Source organism: Bacillus sp. JUb11, assembly GCF_024807925.1.
Classification (GTDB): Bacteria; Bacillota; Bacilli; order Bacillales; family Bacillaceae; genus Bacillus; species Bacillus altitudinis.
The window spans coordinates 206,072-224,501 of the sequence record NZ_JANUEZ010000004.1 but is presented as its reverse complement, the minus strand read 5'-3'; the positions used below and the strand labels follow the sequence as shown (position 1 = coordinate 224,501).

The window sequence follows — 18,430 nt, the reverse complement described above, 5'->3', positions numbered from 1 at the left end:
GTAGCATTCCTTGTCGTAAGGAGGACGTGTCACGAACATGAAAAACAATAGAGAGATTCCTGTGAGACAGCGAAATATTGTCCTCATTGGCTTTATGGGCGTTGGGAAAACAACCATTGGGCAGCTGGTTGCCAAAAAGTTATATAGAGATTTTATTGATGTTGATCAGGAGATTGAGAAAAAGTACAACATGACGATTCCAGAAATGTTTCAGCAAAAAGGAGAAGATTTCTTCAGACAGGCTGAAAAGGACTATATCGTCGATTTATGTGAACATACTCAGCTAAAGATCGTGTCTCTTGGAGGCGGTGCGTTTAAACAGGAAGAAATCAAACGATCTTGCTTAAAGCATTGTACGGTTCTTTTCCTTGACCTATCTTGGGAGAATTGGAAACAGCGGCTGGATATTTTAATTGAAAACCGTCCTGTTCTTCATAACCGCACGCTTGACGAGATGAAAGAACTGTTTGAAGAGCGCCGGGAAATTTATTCCCTTCATAACTCAAGAGTGGAAACAGATCATCTAGAAGCTGAAGAAGTCGCCAATTATATTGTCGACACACTCAAGCTTGGCTGGGATCTATATTCGAAATAAAAAAGTCTATCCTAAGGGGGTAGACTTTTTCTATTAGATCAGGAGTAGTCAAAGAAATCACAGTCTAAGTTGGATGATGGATGAAAAAAAGAAGAAAAGATGTTTTTTCCTTCGTCACTATATCAAAATGTATGCATCCTTTGTGTGGTGTGTCTAGCCGTTTGAAAAAAGTGGTGATCAGACTACAACTAGGTCAAGGTGATGAGGTTTTTTGATTGATATGGGAAACGAAATATATCTCTCATTTTCTTTTTTTGAAAAAATAAAATAGTATCTAAATTCTAATAACCGTTTTTTGAATTATTATAATTTTTAAAAATATTGTTGACACCTTCGGTTAGATCATTCTATGATTATTAACGTAAACGCTTACCGTAAACGTTTACTATAACGGATGGGGAGGAACTTGTTGATGAAAAATAAAGAAAAATGGAGCGGTGTATTCCCGGCAGTCTTAATTCCTTTTAAAGATGACTATTCAATTGATGAACCTGCTTTTCGTAAGCTTGTTCGCTGGGTGGCGGGGCACGAAGGGATTAATGGGATCGTTGTCAATGGACATACTGGCGAGATTATGACTTTGCTGCCACATGAACGAGCTGAAGCTGTGCGTATTGCAGCCGACGAATTAAAGGGAGAAATTCCTGTCATTTCTGGGGTTTCTGCTGAAGGGACAATTGAAGCGATCCAGCATGCAAAAGCAGTGGAGGAAGCTGGCGGAGAAGGTATTCTTCTTATGCCGCCACATTCATGGCTGAGATTCGGTATGCAGCCTGAGTCACCTGTCCAATTCTTTCAAGATGTTGCAGAAGCAATTGACATTTCAATCATCGTCCATCAGTATCCAACATGGACAAAAACCTCTTATACAACCAGTCAATTATTAGAAATGTCGGAGATTCCAAACGTTGTCTCATTTAAAATCGGTCAAAGAGACATGGCGCAATATGAAGTCGATGTGCGCGCACTGAAAAAGCATGCACCAGATGTATCGTTGCTCACATGTCACGATGAATATTTATTGCCAACATTAGTTCAAGGAATTGATGGGGCGCTTGTAGGTTTCGGCTGTTTTGTCCCAGATTTGATTGCTGAGCTTGTGAAATGTGTGGAAGAACAAGACCTTGTAGCGGCTAATAAAGTGTACGATAGAATCTTTGAATTAAAGCATGCTGTGTATAAAATGGATGAACCTTCTTCTACCTCTCATCTGCGAATGAAGGAAGCGATGTTCCAGCGAGGTTTGATCAGCAGTTCGCTTGCGAGGAAGCCAGTATTACCTTTAACTCAAAAGGAAAAAGAAGAGATTCGTCAGGGCCTTCAAAGTGTTGGTTTACTTAAGGAAAACGTTAGTAAATAACAGACCATTGATTTCATGATGAAGGTGAGTCAGGTTATAATAGAGTATAAAACAACAGACTCCCGGAGGTATGAAATGTGTCAGTAAGTATTAAAGATGTCGCATTGAAAGCTGGAGTATCTATCGCTTCTGTTTCCCGAGTATTAAGTGGCAAACCAGGAGTAGGTGCTCAAACGGCTGAAAGAATCAAACAAGTGATTGATGAATTAGGCTATCGTCCTAATTTAGGAGCTAGAGGGCTCGTTAAAAGAAAGACTGGCAATATTGCTGTCGTGGTTCCTCGTGGTTCATATATTTTGAATAATCCATTTTTTTCGACGATTTTAGATGGGATAGCGAAGGAATTAGATGAGACTGAATTTAATATGTTGATGTCATTTACATCTGTGCAGCAGCAGCGATTACTTGAAACGCAGGCTGTAGATGGTGCCATTTTATTTTCTCCAAGAAATGAAGAATTGAGCATGGATTGGTTAAAAAGTTTAGCTATTCCCATTATCGTTGTCGGAAGTTACTTAGAGGATTCTCCATTTCCATGTGTCAGGCCAGATGATGAGGAAGGTGTGTGTCAATCTGTCACGGCCTTATTTGATAAAGGTCATCGAACCATTGGACTGGTCAATGGTCCAATGAGTTCGATGCATAGTGTGAGGTATTACAAGGGGTATGAGCGTACACTGAAAAGTTTAGGATTAACAATGAACAAAGAGCTTGTGTTTGAGTTAGATGAATTTGATGGGGGAAAAGTAGTAGAAGTGGTTTCTCAATTTCTCCAAGGAAACCAGCACATGACTGGAGTTGTTTGCTCTTCAGATTTTTTGGCGATAGGGGTCATGAAAGCGGCAGATATCGCAAATGTGTCAATACCTCATGATTTGTCTGTCGTTGGTGCTGATGATGTGCCCATTGCAAGTTTTCTAACCCCTTCTTTATCTTCTGTTCATGTTGATTTAGTTGGAATGGGAAGAAAAGCGGTTTCTTTACTAACGCAGTTAGTAGAAGGAGAACAGTTAGAGAAGATGGAACACATCTTCCCGATGTACTATGTAGATCGTGGCACCACGGGAACGCCAAAAAAGAAATGATAGATGCTGAAAACTCATATGATCGCTTTAGAATGTCTCTTCATTTAAAATGTAAGCGATTTCTTTTGTGCTCATCAGCATGTACTTTTGCATCATTTCCTCTATTAAGGAGGAGATATCATGACGTTAGAACTCAGCGGAAATTCAAATTCTCATGATGAGCAAGTTGTTGATAGAGCTTCACAACTATTGACTAGGATGGAAAGTGTACCTTTTTCGAGATGGCATTTAAAACCTCGTATCATTATGGGATCTGCTACCTTTTTTGATGCTTTTGATGCACTATCTTTAGCGTTTGTTCTCCCAGTTCTCATCGGCATGTGGAATTTATCACCTGCTCAAATTGGTCTTCTTATTGGGTCTGGTTATATCGGACAAGCGATTGGTGCTATTTTCTTTGGGTGGTTAGCAGAAAGACGTGGCCGAGTATTTAGTGCAAAGTGGACTGTATTTCTCATGTCTATTATGAGTATCGCATGTGTATTTTCAGGTAACTTTATGGCCCTTTTTATTTTTCGTTTTATACAGGGGATTGGAGTAGGAGGAGAAGTGCCAGTAGCGGCCTCATATATCAATGAGTTGTCCCGGGCCCAAGGCAGAGGGAGATTTTTTATGCTCTATGAGATGATTTTTCCATTAGGATTAATGATCTCAGCTCAAATTGGTGCATTTGTTGTACCTAGCTTTGGGTGGAAATGGATGTTCTTGATTGGTGGAATTGGCGGTTTAATCGTCTTTGTCTTCTTTTTCATGTTGCGTGAATCTCCAAGATGGCTTATTTCAAAAGGCAGGTTAGATGAAGCCGAAAGAATCATTGAAGAGATTGAAGCTAGTACGGACAAACGAATGCCTGTTGCAAAGCAAGTGTCCAGCAGCACTGAAAAAGGCGACTGGAAAGAGCTCTTTTCTACTTTTTATCGTAAAAGAACATTGATCGTATGGGGACTATGGTTTTCTGCCTACTTTGTATCGAATGGATTAAATAACTGGTTACCAAGTCTTTATAATACGGTTTACAATTTGCCAGTTGGAGATTCATTAAGGGCAGCCTCTCTCACAAATATTTTACAGACCATAGGGGTATTCGCTTGTGCATTTTTAATCGATAAAGTAGGACGGAAGCGTTGGGCAACCATTGCATTTATCGTAACAGGTGCTTTATTAACGGCTTTATGGATCAGCGGAGCAAATTCTCCAGAAAGCGTTATTTATTTAGGGTCCGCTGCCTACGGAATGATGGGGACAATTACAGTTCTTCTCTATTTATATACACCTGAAATCTATCCAACCCGTATGAGGGTAATTGGTACGGCATTTGCTACAGCGTGGCTTAGGCTGGCCTCAGCGATTGCTCCTATTATGATAGGTTTTATTTTAGAGGTGAGCGGTGTTTCAACTATTTTTATTCTTTTTGCAAGTGTGACTGTAGTGGGAGCAATTCTTGCTTTTAAAATGATCGAAACCAGAGAGAAAGTATTAGAGGATATTGCACCGTAAGTGATGCATGCAGTGAAGAACTTATTCTAAAGAGGGTAGGTTCTTTTTTTATTCAGAGGATTTACGTACACTTTTGAAAAAGCCTAACCTACCTCAGTTCAATTATCTTATAATAGAAACATTATCAGCACTCCTTGTCACGAACATGAAAAGTAATATCTATCAGATAGTGTAAATGTAGAATCAAAATATAAAAGTCTACCGGCCAGGGTAGACTTTTTCAATCAGTTTAATGTTTGATCCCTTGAAGCAGTGCAGCTTTTAGGCAAAAGGATGTTGGCTGACGATGTTCGTCGAATTGCAGTTGAAACAGCTGTTTCGTTTCATCGTCTGCAGCATGAAGGTGGGCAACGATTTCCTTTTGAACATTTTCTGGTGTACGTCCTCGTATGATCCAGTCCTGATAATCAATATGCAGATCCCAGTAACGGATATCTTCTTTCGTCAGATGGTTGTCAGCGAAAAGCTCTTTCCATTCTGATAACGAGCTTTCTCGCACATGGGAGGGATCTCTCAGTCTATTTAAATGATTAATAAAGTCATCCTGTGCTTGGTTTTCAGGTGCATAATGATCGACAAGTAGAAATTTGCCGCCTTTCTTTAAGACTCGGCTGATTTCAGACATGGCTGCCGGGAGATGTGGGAAGTGATGAGCAGCAAATCGGCATGTGACGAGATCAAATGATGCATCAGAAAAGGGCAATGCGTCTGCGGATGCCTGCTCAAACGTAATGTGGTTCAGCTGTCGCTCTTCCGCAAGTGCTGTAGCAACCTCGATCATTTTGGGTGTGACATCAATCCCGATTCCTTTAGAGATGACGTCTGAAAAGGAAAAAACGGTATGACCTGCCGCGCAGCCGATATCAAGTAGATGCTCATCGCCCTTTGCCTTCGCCACCGTTTTCATCCATTCAAGTTCTTTTCCAGCTGCAAAGATGGGTGAATCTCGGTAGTTCTCTGCATTTTGTGAGAATTGTTTCTCGGCTTTTGAATATGGATTCATTCCTTTACCCCCTTTTTGTTGTTTCTTTATCGTAGGGTTCTTCCCGTGATTTGTCTAAGACATAAAAGATATGATATGAATAGTTAAAACCTATGAGGTGAGAGAAGTGGATATACGAATGATGGAATATGTCATGGAAGTGTACCGGCAGCAAAGCTTTACAAAAGCAGCGGAAAAACTTCACATTGCACAGCCCTCGTTAAGTCAGCAAATTAAAAAACTTGAGGAGGAATTAGATACTCCTCTGTTTATTCGGAAGTATGGACAAGTCACTCCTACACCTCAAGGAAACCGATTGATCAAAAGAGCAGAGATCATTTTGAAGGAACGAGATGATTTATTGCGTGAGATGGGGGAAGCTGCTTATGAGGTAGGGAAAGAACTGATGATCGGTGCGCCAGCTGTCACAGGGGGATATGTCCTGCCAAGTTTATTAAAAACCTATTGTCAAACGTATCCGCACGTTCACGTTCATTTGATAGAAGAATCGCCTCGTGAGCTAGAAAGACGTTTACTCGCTGGGAAACTGGATCTGGCGATTCTTTCTCTGCCTGTCGAGCATGAATCATTGAAAACAAAACAAATGCTGACAGAGCCGCTTCTCCTCGCCATTCCGCAAACGGCTCAACCGTGGTTGACGGATGAACTCAATGAAATCATCAATCAAGCGGATCAAGAAGGGTCTATCCCGTTTCATCTTCTGGAAGATGCCCCATTTATTATGCTGAAAGAGGGATATGGCTTTCGGCAAGTGGTCACGGAACTGTGCCGTCATCATGGCTTTCGGCCGAGAATTGCATTTGAAACAAGTCATATTCAAACAGCTCAGGCATTGGTTGAAAATGAGCTAGGTGTGACGGTGGTGCCGAAAATGGTGGCACAAGAGGAAAGGAAAGCAGTCACTTATTTACACATTGATTCATGCCCAACCCGCACACTTGTGTTTGCATATGTGGAAGAAAGATATTTAACGAAAGCCGCTCAAGCCTTCATGGACCTTCAACAGAATCAAGGAAAAGCTTAAACAAACGTTTAATTAAACGTAAAAAGCAGGGGAGTCCCCTGCTTTCTAATATAAATCCAGCCGCTGATCTGTCATGACGGGGATTTGTTGTCTCACTTCATCTACGAGCTGAAGATCAATGTTTGCATAATAAATGTCTTCTTCATCATTTGTCTCAAGTAGAATGCGTCCGAGCGGGTCAATCACCATGGAGTGACCAGGGAATTCAGTGTCTCTGCTTGTGCCCGTCCGGTTCACCGCAATCACAAATGACTGATTCTCAATGGCTCTTGCGATGAGCAGACTGCGCCAATGGTCCACTCTTGCTGACGGCCATTGAGCGGTATTAACAAGCACCTTCGCCCCTTTGTTCACGAGCGTCCTAGAAAGCTGAGGGAAGCGGAGGTCATAGCAGATCATGGTGCCAATCTTGACATCTTCATCATAGTTAAATAAACCAAGCTGATGACCGGCGGTTAAATAGTTGTGTTCATCCATTAAGCGGAATAAATGAATTTTATCATAATCTAACAAAAGCTCACCTTGGCGGTTAAAGACATACATTGTATTGGTGATGTTTTCATCTTCTGTCCTCTTATTTAAAACACTGCCTGCGATGAGATACACTTGGTGCTTGCGGGCAAAGGAAGAGAAGAGTTGTTTTGTTCGCTCGCCATCTGCATCGGCAAGCTCATCCGCTTGCTCTAACGCATAGCCGGTATTCCACATTTCAGGTAGAATAATCAAATCAGGCTGTTGGCGGATGGCCTCTTCTAAAAACGCTTCTGCTTTCTGAAAGTTTACATCAGGTTCTCCTATTTGTACGTCCATTTGAATCAGGGCGATGTTCATGTCGGTCTGCCTCCTTTATTCGTTTCATGCAATGAATGGTTCGGGTGATATTGCCTGAAGCATCTAGTCTTCAAGCCAGTTTCTTTATCATAAAGCTTTCCGCCATCTTTGCCAATAGAAATGTCAGAAGGTTTTGTTAAATGACTTTCTCAATCAAGAAATGAGTGGTATGATACTCATAACTAATAAAACAAAGGGGAATAGTATGATATGCAATTGTTCGATTTATCACTAGAAGAGCTAAAAAAATATAAACCAAAGAAAACAGCACGTCCTGATTTCTCAGACTTTTGGAAGAAATCGCTCGAAGAACTGCGCCAAGTGGAGGCAGAGCCAACACTTGAATCTTATGACTATCCAGTGAAAGGCGTCAAGGTGTACCGCCTGACGTATCAAAGCTTTGGACATTCTAAAATTGAAGGCTTTTATGCTGTGCCTGATCAAACTGGTCCGCATCCAGCGCTCGTTCGTTTTCATGGCTATAATGCCAGCTATGACGACGGCATTCATGACATCGTCAACTGGGCGCTGCACGGCTATGCAACATTTGGTATGCTCGTCCGTGGTCAAGGTGGCAGTGAAGACACATCAGTGACGCCAGGCGGGCATGCATTAGGATGGATGACAAAAGGCATTTTATCGAAGGATACGTACTATTATCGAGGCGTTTATCTAGATGCTGTTCGTGCACTTGAAGTCATTCAGTCTTTCCCCGAAGTAGATGAACATCGTATCGGCGTGATCGGTGGAAGTCAGGGGGGGGCGTTAGCGATTGCGGTCGCAGCCCTTTCAGACATTCCAAAAGTCGTTGCGGCAGACTATCCTTACTTATCAAATTTTGAGCGTGCAGTTGATGTTGCCTTGGAGCAGCCTTATTTAGAAATCAATTCATACTTTCGCAGAAACAGTGATCCAGAAGCTGAAGAAAAGGTATTTGAGACATTAAGTTACTTTGATTTAATCAATTTAGCCGGCTGGGTGAAACAGCCAACATTGATGGCGATCGGTCTGATTGATCAAGTGACACCGCCATCCACCGTGTTTGCGGCATACAATCATTTAGAAACAGATAAAGAGCTGAAAGTGTACCGATATTTTGGGCACGAGTTTATTCCTGCTTTTCAAACAGAGAAGCTGTCCTTTTTACAAAAACATTTGCTTCTATCAACATAAAAGCATGACAAAGAGCTAAAATGACATTCATTTTAGCTCTTTGTCTTTTTCAGCTATTGGAGCGATCAGCTTAATAACTGGTGTTCTGTCTTGTTTTTTCATCAGGCACTAATGCTGTAACGATCAGGGCAAGGGCTGTGATGATGTGAAGGATGAATCCGAGAATCGGAATCCATGCAAGGCAGGATGTGACAATCCCAATGATACTTCCAATCATTGGTCCCTGGTCTCGCTTCGATAAGACGAGTGTGATAATATGCAGAATAAGCATGACCATGAGCGGTGAATAGCCATTGCTGATAACGAATAGACCTCCGATCACAGGGATAGCAAGGCAAGCTTCAAAAATCCCAGTGATCCATTTCATAATGCGAGATATAGACATCAGATCCAACTCCTTTTTCATATATGTCTTATTCGTATTTTCCCAAAAGGTGAAGAAGTCATGCAGAATTCTATAGAAAGAGTTGATGGACACTTGAGAGAGAGAATTAAGGAAGAGCTGAAAATCATCGAAGAAACGTATGACGTCAAGATTTGTCTCGCCGTTGAATCGGGCAGCAGGGCATGGGGATTTCCTTCAACTGACAGTGATTATGATGTTCGCTTTTTATATGTTCCCCGGAAAGAATGGTATTGGGCGATGGAAGAGCATCGTGATGTCATAGAACGACCGATTGATGACATGCTTGATATCAGCGGCTGGGAGCTTAGAAAGGCACTGCGCCTATTCAATAAATCAAATCCGTCCATTATGGAATGGCTGTCTTCTGATATCATCTATGCTGAATCTTTCTCTTTGGCAAAGGAGCTAAGAGAATTAAAGGATCGAGCGTTTTACCCTGCGGCTTTGATGTATCATTACCTCAATATGGCGAAGCGGAATGAAAGCCGGCATTTACGAGGAGAGCAGGTGCGAATCAAGAAGTATTTCTATGTGCTTCGTCCGCTGCTTGCCTGTCAGTGGATTGAACGTTACCGAACAGTTCCACCAATGGACTTTCATGAATTACTCAAGGAGCTAGTGGAGGAAGGCCCGCTGTTAGCAGAAATTCACGAACTGCTCAAACGTAAAATGGACGGAGAAGAAATGGATGTAGAGAACCGTCTCGCTCATGTCCATCCATTTATTGATCAAGAGCTGGCGCGTTTTGATGAATTGGTGAAAAGCTACAATCAGCCGAAGGACAATCTGATGCAAGAATTAAATGAGCTTTTGCAGTCTATCCTTGATGAGGTGTGGGCGTAGGAGGGGAGAGTCAGCCGGATAGCGGCAGACTCTTTTTTTATCTCCTATTGTGATAAAACCACAAAAAAAGTCAGAATTTTTGTCATCTTCAAATATTGTAGCGGACAGCTCATGAGCCTTACAATAAAGACATAGCTTACAAAGAGTGGGAGGTGCCCTTTATGGAGTCGGTCACAAGAAATTTCTTCTTGTTTTTGTCAAAGAGCAGTCTCTTGAACCATATTGCTCGTAATTGGGGAAGTGCTGTTGCATCAAAGAAAATCATCGGTGGGAAGGATTTTGAGAGCGCTATCCCTGTCATCAAACGATTAAACGATCAAGGTATGGCCGTAACGGTTGATCACCTCGGTGAGTTTGTCACAAAGGCAGAGATTGCAAATGAGCGGACGAATGAGTGTATTCAAACCATTCAGCGAATTGCAGAGGCGGGACTCAATTCCCACGTGTCACTTAAAATGACATCGCTTGGCTTAGATATTGACGATGATCTCGTGTATCGCAATATGAAAAGCATTTTAGATACGGCAGAGAAACACCGTATTATGGTGACAATTGATATGGAGGATGAACAGCGCTGTCAAAAAACGCTGGACATTTTTAAAGAAATGAAATCTCAATATGAGTATGTCAGTACGGTTTTGCAGGCGTATTTGTACAGAACAGAACAAGATCTTGATGACCTAAATGAGTTGCAACCATTTTTAAGACTTGTAAAGGGTGCCTATAAGGAATCCGCCGAAGTGGCGTATCCAAACAAAAAAGACGTCGATCAGAATTACAAGAAGTTGATCGAAAAGCAATTACTCTCAGGGAACTATACAGCCATTGCGACACATGACGATCAAATGATCGAATTTACGAAACATATTGTGAAAAAACACAATATACAGACAAGTCAGTTTGAATTTCAAATGCTGTATGGCATGAGATCAGAAACGCAGCAAGCACTCGTGAAGGAAGGCTATCAAATGAGGGTCTACACCCCGTATGGACGAGAGTGGTATGGCTACTACATGAGACGTCTTGCAGAAAGACCAGCAAACATTGCATTTGCTTTAAAAGGGATGACGAGAAAATAATTTGAAACGGGAGCGTGACAAAGATGACAACACCTTACAAGCATGAACCATTCACGGATTTTAGCCAGGAAGAAAATCGCCAAGCGTTTGAACAAGCATTAGCCAAAGTAACAGAATCACTTGGGCAAACCTATCCGCTTGTGATTAATGGAGAAAGAATCGAAACAACAGACAAGATTGTCTCGATCAATCCGGCGAAGAAGGAAGAAGTCGTGGGTACCGTATCAAAAGCTGGGAAAGAAGAGGCAGAGCAAGCGATTCAAGCTGCGGCAAAAGCGTTTGAAACATGGCGCTACACGTCTCCAGAAGAAAGAGCCGGCGTCTTATTCCGCGCTGCGGCAAGCATTCGCCGTAAAAAGCATGAGTATTCAGCCCTTCTCGTAAAAGAAGCAGGGAAGCCTTGGAATGAAGCGGATGCAGATACAGCAGAAGCCATTGACTTCCTAGAGTATTATGCCCGTCAAATGCTAGAGCTTGCGAAAGGCAAACCGGTGAACAGCCGCGAAGGGGAACGCAATCAATATGTGTACACACCAACTGGCGTGACGCTTGTCATTCCACCATGGAACTTCTTGTTTGCAATCATGGCAGGAACAACCGTTGCACCAATCGTCACAGGGAATACAGTCGTATTAAAGCCAGCAAGTGCGACGCCTGTCATTGCTGCCCGCTTTGTAGAAGAACTGGAGCAAGCAGGTCTTCCGAAAGGTGTTGTCAACTTCGTGCCAGGTAGCGGAGCAGAAGTTGGAGATTACTTAGTAGATCATCCAAAAACAAGCCTCATTACATTCACTGGATCAAGAGAAGTAGGCACACGTATTTTTGAACGTGCGGCAAAAGTACAGCCAGGACAACAGCATTTAAAGCGTGTCATTGCTGAAATGGGCGGTAAGGATACAGTCGTTGTAGATGAGGATGCAGATGTCGAATTAGCCGCTAATGCCATTTTCACATCAGCCTTCGGGTTCTCAGGTCAAAAATGTTCAGCTGGATCTCGTGCTGTCGTCCACGAGAAGTTGTATGACCAAGTCGTTGAGCGAGTGAAGGAAATCACAGAAACGAAAACAACAGCGAATCCGTTATCAGCTGATGTGTACATGGGACCTGTCATTGATCAAGCTTCCTTTGACAAGATCACGGAATATATCGAGATTGGCAAGCAAGAAGGTCGTCTAGTCACTGGCGGAACAAGTGATGATTCAGAAGGGTACTTCATTCATCCAACCGTTTTTGCAGATCTAGAGCCAACATCTCGTTTAATGCAAGAAGAAATCTTTGGACCTGTCCTAGCTTTCTCAAAAGTCTCAAGCTTTGATGAGGCGCTTGAAGTAGCCAACAACACAGAATACGGGTTAACCGGTGCGGTCATTACAAATAATCGTGATCACATCAACCGTGCGAAGCAGGAGTTCCATGTCGGGAACCTTTACTTTAACCGTAACTGTACGGGAGCGATTGTGGGATACCACCCATTTGGCGGCTTTAAAATGTCAGGAACTGATTCAAAAGCAGGCGGACCAGATTATCTTGCTCTGCACATGCAGGCCAAAACGATCAGCGAAATGTTTTAATATGGAAAAGCATGAACTCGTGCAGGCGAGTTCATGCTTTTTTTACCTGTCTACGACTTGTTTCTATACAAATATGACTGGAAAGAAGTATGATAAATGTATCACTTATTCAGGGAGCAATCGGGATGGAAGAGATATTAGAAAAGCTTCATACATTTTTTGATGTCGATAAATTAATTGCATTTATTAGTGGTTATTTAAAAAAACCAGTCATTTTAGAAAGTACTGAATGTCAGCTGCTTGCTTATAATTCTTACAGCATCCAGCAGTTCGACCCAGTCAATCAGCAAACCATTTTCTCAAAGGAATGTCCGGGAGCTGTGGTGGATTGGTTAAAAAAAACAGGGGTCATTGAGCAGCTATATACAGATTCAAATCCTTTTTATGTGAATGGTCATGAGGAGCTCGGGTTTAATCGACGAGTGGCTGTGAGCGCCAAACACAAACAAGAGGTTGTCGGCTTTATTTGGGTGCAGGACATTGAAGATTCTCTCTCTCAAGAGGAGCTGCAATTTTTACACGAGGCATCGTTTCAGGTTGGAAAAGTTATTTATAAAAATAAGAAACAGTTGGAGAAAAAGGAAGGCAAGATTGAAGAGTTCTTCAAAAAGGTCATGGATGATCATTTTTATACAGAAGAAGAGCTGAAATGGGAAGCTGAGAATTTAAGCATTCCACTGCCAGCTGTCTTTACTGTGATGATTGTTCATGCCGCCGATAACAAAAGTGAGACGGCAGAAGATGTGAAGGATATGATTAGAACCTATTTACAGCTAGAAGACAAGGTCAATCACGTCTACTCTGTGCAAGCAGACATCGTCGTGATATTAGGCAGTTTGTCAGATCGCCACTCACCAAAAGCGACCGCTGCGGATGTCGTCGCCCATCTTCAATCGAAAACGCATACACACCCATCTCCTTTATATATTGGGATGGGAAGAGAATATCGAGATGTCATGAAAATGAGCACAAGTCGATTTGAAGCGATAGAAGTCGTGAAAGCAGTGAAGATTGTCGGCGGACAGGAATTGATTCCATACGATTACGAGCATTTGGGGGTCTTCCGGTTCTTAGACTCGATTTACAGTCACCAAAAAAAGAAAAACGACTTTAATCCAGATTTGTTGCGCCTAAAGGAAAAAGACCGTGACAGCCAAACATCATTTTTAAAAACCTTAGAGGTCTACTTATTGAATAATTGCAAGCTAAAACCAGCTGCAGAGCAGTTGTTTATTCATCAAAATACACTAAACTATCGAATGAAACAAATTTTTGAAATGACGTCTATTGATTTAAGTCATTTTAGCCAGCGATGTGAGTTATTTATTGAATTGATGCTGATGAAAAAAGATCAATAGGCGTGGACTCCGCAGGTGCAAAGGATGACCTGCGGATTTTTATGCGAGATCATAAAATGGCATACAATTGCCTTATTTCGTTGTATGATAGATAAAGATTTTATGAGGAAAGTGAAAGGAGGGCCACCTTTGGGATCAGTCACCTTGGCCATTTTGATTTTCATCATGACCCTCGTCCTTGTCATTTGGCAGCCAGGACGTTTAACCATTGGATGGTCAGCGTGCGGGGGAGCGATTCTTGCTCTTGCTTTTGGGGTCGTTCATTTGGGCGATGTATGGGAAGTTACCCAAATTGTCTGGAACGCCACCTTTGCATTTATTGGAATTATCATCATTTCATTGATTTTAGATGAGATTGGTTTTTTTGAATGGGCGGCACTTCATATGGCAAAAGCCGCAAGAGGGAACGGGGTCCGCATGTTTATTTATTTAACATTGCTCGGCGCTGTGGTAGCAGCTTTTTTTGCCAACGATGGAGCAGCACTTATCTTAACCCCGATCGTTTTATCTGTGGTCAGAGCGCTGAAGCTGGATGAGCGTATGATCCTGCCATTTGTCATGGCAAGCGGCTTTATTGCAGATACGACGTCTTTGCCATTTGTCATTAGTAACTTGGTCAATATCGTATCAGCCGATTATTTTCATATTGGCTTTCTTGAATATACAGCAAACATGTTCGTCCCAAACCTTGTATCGCTTGGCGCTAGTATGCTTGTGCTGTATGTGTTTTATCGGAAACTCATCCCGAAAACGTACGATGTTTCGCAGGCGAAGGAACCAGCTTCGGCCATTCGTGATCTGCGCATGTTCCGGTTATCTTGGTATGTGTTAGGGTGCTTGCTTGTTGGATATTTTGCTGGGGAATTGGCAGGCATTCCGGTGTCAATCATTGTAGGAGGCATTGCCATTGCTTTCTTATGGCTGGCGAAACGGAGTCCACAAGTAGCGACAAAACGAGTCGTCAAAGAAGCACCGTGGTCGATTGTGTTTTTCTCTATCGGCATGTATGTCGTGGTGTATGGGCTGAAAAATGTCGGCCTGACAGAAATTTTAGCGGCGTGGATTGAACAGGGGGCGTCACACGGTTTACTTGCGGGAACGATGTTTATGGGGGTTCTGGCAGCCGTGTTATCCTCTGTCATGAACAACCTCCCAACCGTTTTAATTGATGCGATTGCCATCGGTCACACAGATACAGCAGGTGTGATGAGAGATGCACTGATTTATGCCAACGTCATCGGCTCAAACCTTGGTCCGAAAATGACCCCAATCGGTTCATTGGCGACATTGCTGTGGCTTCATGTCTTGAAGAAAAAAGGTGTGCATATTTCTTGGGGGGCATACATGAAAGCTGGAATCATTCTAACCATACCAACGCTGATCATCACGTTATTGGGGTTGTATGTGTGGTTATGGTTGATACATTAAAAAGCAGATCCAATGGATCTGCTCAGCGTGAAGACAAACCCTCGCATTCTGTGTCAGTCCTGCGCGCTGGTGCTCACGAATGTCAAATTCGCTCTGCTCCAGTGCTCGTCCTTCCTAGACTGCAAAGGTTTTCTTTCACGCTGAAAAGGAAACAAATGGCTAAAATCAAGTTCATTTTAGCCCTTTGTCAACAATCTAAGCAGATCCAATGGATCTGCTTTTTGTTGTTATAGATATTTTGCATAGTGTTTTTCCAAAAAGTCTTGGAGCAATGAGACCACACTGCATATGCCCCAGTAAATCAAGGCAACCAATATATACATGGTCATATAATCGAATTCTCGTCCACCCACAATTTTTGCTTGCTGGAAGAGTTCGGGCACAGTAATCATTGCCGCTAGTGAGGAAGCTTTGATTAAATCGAGCATGACGTTGGTCAGGGGCGGCAGTGCAATGCGCACGGATTGAGGCAAAATGACTCCGCGCATCGTTTGCCAATAACTGAGACCAAGTGATTTGGCGGCTTCCACTTGACCACTTGGAACAGAGGAGAGAGCCGCCCGGTTAATTTCGGCAATGTATGCAGCACTATTGAAGCTGAATCCAATAATAGCAGCAGTGACAGCTGTAAATTCAATGCCGATGTAAGGGAATCCGAAATAAAGGATAAACAAAATGACCAGAATGGGAACCCCTCGCATGAATGAAATATACAGCCGTGCAGGCAGCCGAAGGAACCACGTATTTGCCATCCTAGCAAGGGCAATAAAAAAGCCTAGAATCGTACCAAAAAACATGCTCACAAAAGAAATGAGCAGCGTCAGCCAGATGCCTTTCATCACAAACGGAAATGACGCTTTTGCCAGTGCAGGATTAAAGATATATTCTAAATGAATATCTCCCACGTCTGCAGCTCCTTATTTAGAAATGTCGACATCTTCGACATCAACATCAATTTTCTTTGAGACGTCAGCATGATTAAAGAATTTCTCTGAAATCTTTTTCATGGTTCCATCTTTTTTCATCTCTTTTAATACACGATTTAATTCTTTTTGAAGCTCTGTATTGTCTTTTTTCATCACAAACCCTTGTTCATTCGGCATGTATTTTAAGTCTGGATGGATCGTAATATTTAGCTTAGGGAATGCAGCAAGCGCCAGTGTTTGCAAGTAGTAGTCATTTAAAATGACATCTGTACGGCCGTTTGCGACATCCTTTAAATATTGCTCGTTTGTGGCATTATCATAGATGACTTCTTTTGCACCATACTTACGGGCAACATCCATATAGATGGTCGTTGCAGCACCTGCTGCTTTCTTTCCTTTTAAATCCTTTAGCGTTTTAATACCTGACAGATCATCTTTTCTAACGATAGCGGTTCCATAGGAGTATTTATAAGGTGTTGAAAAGGCGAACTTATCTTTCCTGTCATCTGTGATGTCGATATCGTTTGCAGCGGCATCCACCTGACCTGAATTAATGGCACTGAGCATACCGTCATAACCCATTTCTTTAAATTCTACTTTTACGTCAAGGCGCTTAAATGCTTCTTTGACGACTTCCACTTCATAGCCAGTCAATTGATCCTTGCCGTTCGATGTATCATGGTAAGACGTAGGATACAAGGTGCCTGAAGTAGCGACCACGATTTTCCCTTTCTTTTGAATCTGATCCCACTTTGATTCTCCAGACTGAGATGAGCCTGATTGATTGCAAGCAGACATGACAAGCATGAGAGCAGACACAACAAGCAGCACCCATATAGGTTTTCTATGATAAAAACGACTCATTTAAGAATCCTCCTCTATTTTTTATACAAAACAAAACATAGCACGCTTTTTCAGTTAGGACAACGTTTTCAGATGAAAAGCGAAAAAGTAAGAATATTATGTGCAATTTGATGCTGTGAATAATGTATAAAAAAGGAAAGAGTGTGCAAATTAAAATCGAATAAAGGAGGGAACGACAGAGATGAAAAAAACAAGTGGTTTGATCTTACTAACGATGGTGCTATTATTTGGTTTTCAGGTGAATACGGCTCATGGAGAAACACCCCAAATGGAAAAGCGCCCCGTCACGCATCAAGTAAAATTAACGACAGAGCAACAAAAACAAATTGAAGTTCTTGAACAGCAAATTTTGTCTAAACGAAAAGAAGTGATTGAAAAATACGTTCAGTATGGTGTGTTAACGAAGGAACAAGGCACGCACATCACAAAACGAATGGATGAACATTACAATCATTTAAAAAATAACGGGTTTGTTCCATTACTAAAAAAACCACAGCACCATCGACCATAAGTTCAAGAAAACCGGCAGCAAGGTGCCGGTTTTTATTGTTTATATGTTAAAAGGTCAGCGTCTCACCATCTTGAGGGACAAAAATGGCCTGATCTGCATGATTCTCTTGAATGTAAGATGTTAATGCGGCTCTTGTTAATAAACAATGATTCACGGCTTCAAGGTGACAGGCGATGATTTGAGCTTGTGGTTGAGTATGGTGAATGTCTACAATCTCTTCCTTTGTCATCGTAATTGGGTCTCCCTCTAAAAATTGGGCAGCCCCACTATTGACCACAATAATATCTGGCTGGCATGTATTCACAACCTCTTTCGGCTCATCACACCAAATGGTATCTCCTGCAATGTAAAGAGTAGGCTCATCAGGATGAGAGAAAACAAAACCGCTCACTTGTCCCATCCGTTTAGCGGTTTCTCCTGTCCCGTGCTGCCCGCCAGTTCGTTTCATATGAACACCGCAAACATCCATTTCATCTTCAATGCATGTGACATGCTGAAATCCAGCTTCTTTTACTTCCGTGCGATCTTTCTCTGATTGAGTATAGATCGGCAAAGTTTGCACTAACCTCTTTTTTGCCTCGTCGTCAAAGTGATCTACATGTAAATGAGTGAGGAGGACAGCATCAGGCTGTAATATCTTGTCCAAATCAATGTTTGCAGGCAGATCTACAATTGGATTGTTTACATGTTGATTGGCAGTATATGGGAACGGTGGATAGGTTCCTTTTGCTGCTAAAAAGGGATCGATTAAAAATGTTGACGGACCATATTGAAGGTATAAAGTAGCATTACGAATGAGTGTTATTTTCATTAGAAGGCCTCCTTTTTTTCTCATTAAGTTTACAGTATATTAAAAGAGCTTCATGTGACAGAGGA

General features: G+C 42.1%; 18 protein-coding genes. 12 read left to right on the top strand and 6 right to left on the bottom strand.

The genetic code is table 11. The annotated features are described in order from the left end of the window. The first annotated feature begins 37 nt into the window (after positions 1-37). The 4 genes from M2369_RS09340 to M2369_RS09325 all read left to right on the top strand — a co-directional run bounded on the left by M2369_RS09340 (position 38) and on the right by M2369_RS09325 (position 4,537). Positions 38-595: a shikimate kinase gene (locus M2369_RS09340; protein WP_025206715.1), complete on the top strand. Its 558-nt coding sequence runs from the start codon at positions 38-40 to the stop codon at positions 593-595. Positions 596-1,007: 412 nt separating this feature from the next. Further along, on the top strand, positions 1,008-1,955 hold the full coding sequence (locus M2369_RS09335) for a dihydrodipicolinate synthase family protein (protein WP_017358563.1): 948 nt from the start codon (positions 1,008-1,010) through the stop codon (positions 1,953-1,955). 77 nt (positions 1,956-2,032) lie between these two features. Beyond that, positions 2,033-3,040, top strand: a complete 1,008-nt coding sequence (locus M2369_RS09330) for a LacI family DNA-binding transcriptional regulator (protein WP_017358562.1) — start codon at positions 2,033-2,035, stop codon at positions 3,038-3,040. A 120-nt stretch (positions 3,041-3,160) separates the two neighbouring features. Continuing rightward, positions 3,161-4,537 carry an MFS transporter gene (locus M2369_RS09325; protein WP_024718969.1) on the top strand — a complete coding sequence of 459 codons (1,377 nt, stop codon included), beginning with the start codon at positions 3,161-3,163 and terminating at the stop codon, positions 4,535-4,537. Between the two features lie 229 nt (positions 4,538-4,766). On the opposite strand, the gene M2369_RS09320 is transcribed toward M2369_RS09325, so the two are convergent. After that, entirely contained in the window at positions 4,767-5,540 is a 774-nt protein-coding gene (locus M2369_RS09320) for a class I SAM-dependent methyltransferase (protein WP_259254060.1), read from the bottom strand. Positions 5,541-5,658: 118 nt separating this feature from the next. Here M2369_RS09320 and M2369_RS09315 point away from each other — a divergent pair, with 118 nt between their 5' ends. Next, positions 5,659-6,564, top strand: coding sequence for a LysR family transcriptional regulator (locus M2369_RS09315; protein WP_259254140.1), 906 nt, complete (start codon positions 5,659-5,661; stop codon positions 6,562-6,564). A 45-nt stretch (positions 6,565-6,609) separates the two neighbouring features. Here M2369_RS09315 and M2369_RS09310 read toward each other — a convergent pair whose 3' ends face one another. Then, positions 6,610-7,395, bottom strand: a complete 786-nt coding sequence (locus M2369_RS09310; protein WP_058336341.1) for a carbon-nitrogen family hydrolase — start codon at positions 7,393-7,395, stop codon at positions 6,610-6,612. Positions 7,396-7,605: 210 nt separating this feature from the next. Between M2369_RS09310 and M2369_RS09305 the strand changes: the two genes are divergently transcribed. Beyond that, positions 7,606-8,568: an acetylxylan esterase gene (locus M2369_RS09305; RefSeq protein WP_058336342.1), complete on the top strand. Its 963-nt coding sequence runs from the start codon at positions 7,606-7,608 to the stop codon at positions 8,566-8,568. A gap of 70 nt (positions 8,569-8,638) precedes the next feature. Here the strand turns inward: M2369_RS09305 and M2369_RS09300 are convergent, their stop codons facing one another. After that, positions 8,639-8,953, bottom strand: coding sequence for a hypothetical protein (locus M2369_RS09300; protein WP_008342068.1), 315 nt, complete (start codon positions 8,951-8,953; stop codon positions 8,639-8,641). Between the two features lie 60 nt (positions 8,954-9,013). Between M2369_RS09300 and M2369_RS09295 the strand changes: the two genes are divergently transcribed. From M2369_RS09295 to M2369_RS09275, 5 genes are all read left to right on the top strand, one after another. After that, on the top strand, positions 9,014-9,817 hold the full coding sequence (locus M2369_RS09295; protein WP_045034604.1) for a nucleotidyltransferase domain-containing protein: 804 nt from the start codon (positions 9,014-9,016) through the stop codon (positions 9,815-9,817). Positions 9,818-9,978: 161 nt separating this feature from the next. Next, positions 9,979-10,896 carry a proline dehydrogenase family protein gene (locus tag M2369_RS09290; RefSeq protein WP_024718963.1) on the top strand — a complete coding sequence of 306 codons (918 nt, stop codon included), beginning with the start codon at positions 9,979-9,981 and terminating at the stop codon, positions 10,894-10,896. 23 nt (positions 10,897-10,919) lie between these two features. Continuing rightward, positions 10,920-12,467: an L-glutamate gamma-semialdehyde dehydrogenase gene (pruA, locus tag M2369_RS09285; RefSeq protein WP_007498254.1), complete on the top strand. Its 1,548-nt coding sequence runs from the start codon at positions 10,920-10,922 to the stop codon at positions 12,465-12,467. Between the two features lie 125 nt (positions 12,468-12,592). Continuing rightward, complete coding sequence (locus M2369_RS09280) at positions 12,593-13,825, top strand: PucR family transcriptional regulator (RefSeq protein WP_045034603.1); 1,233 nt, start codon at positions 12,593-12,595, stop codon at positions 13,823-13,825. 129 nt (positions 13,826-13,954) lie between these two features. Continuing rightward, complete coding sequence (locus M2369_RS09275; protein ID WP_008342056.1) at positions 13,955-15,253, top strand: arsenic transporter; 1,299 nt, start codon at positions 13,955-13,957, stop codon at positions 15,251-15,253. A gap of 227 nt (positions 15,254-15,480) precedes the next feature. Here the strand turns inward: M2369_RS09275 and M2369_RS09270 are convergent, their stop codons facing one another. Continuing rightward, the gene (locus M2369_RS09270) at positions 15,481-16,158 is read right to left on the bottom strand and encodes an amino acid ABC transporter permease (RefSeq protein WP_096880980.1); all 678 of its coding nucleotides are present in this window, start codon (positions 16,156-16,158) and stop codon (positions 15,481-15,483) included. Between the two features lie 12 nt (positions 16,159-16,170). After that, positions 16,171-16,986 carry a transporter substrate-binding domain-containing protein gene (locus M2369_RS09265; RefSeq protein WP_370529221.1) on the bottom strand — a complete coding sequence of 272 codons (816 nt, stop codon included), beginning with the start codon at positions 16,984-16,986 and terminating at the stop codon, positions 16,171-16,173. 238 nt (positions 16,987-17,224) lie between these two features. Between M2369_RS09265 and M2369_RS09260 the strand changes: the two genes are divergently transcribed. Further along, complete coding sequence (locus M2369_RS09260) at positions 17,225-17,554, top strand: YckD family protein (RefSeq protein ID WP_024718960.1); 330 nt, start codon at positions 17,225-17,227, stop codon at positions 17,552-17,554. Positions 17,555-17,600: 46 nt separating this feature from the next. On the opposite strand, the gene M2369_RS09255 is transcribed toward M2369_RS09260, so the two are convergent. Next, the gene (locus M2369_RS09255; RefSeq protein ID WP_259254052.1) at positions 17,601-18,365 is read right to left on the bottom strand and encodes an MBL fold metallo-hydrolase; all 765 of its coding nucleotides are present in this window, start codon (positions 18,363-18,365) and stop codon (positions 17,601-17,603) included. Positions 18,366-18,430 lie beyond the last annotated feature (65 nt).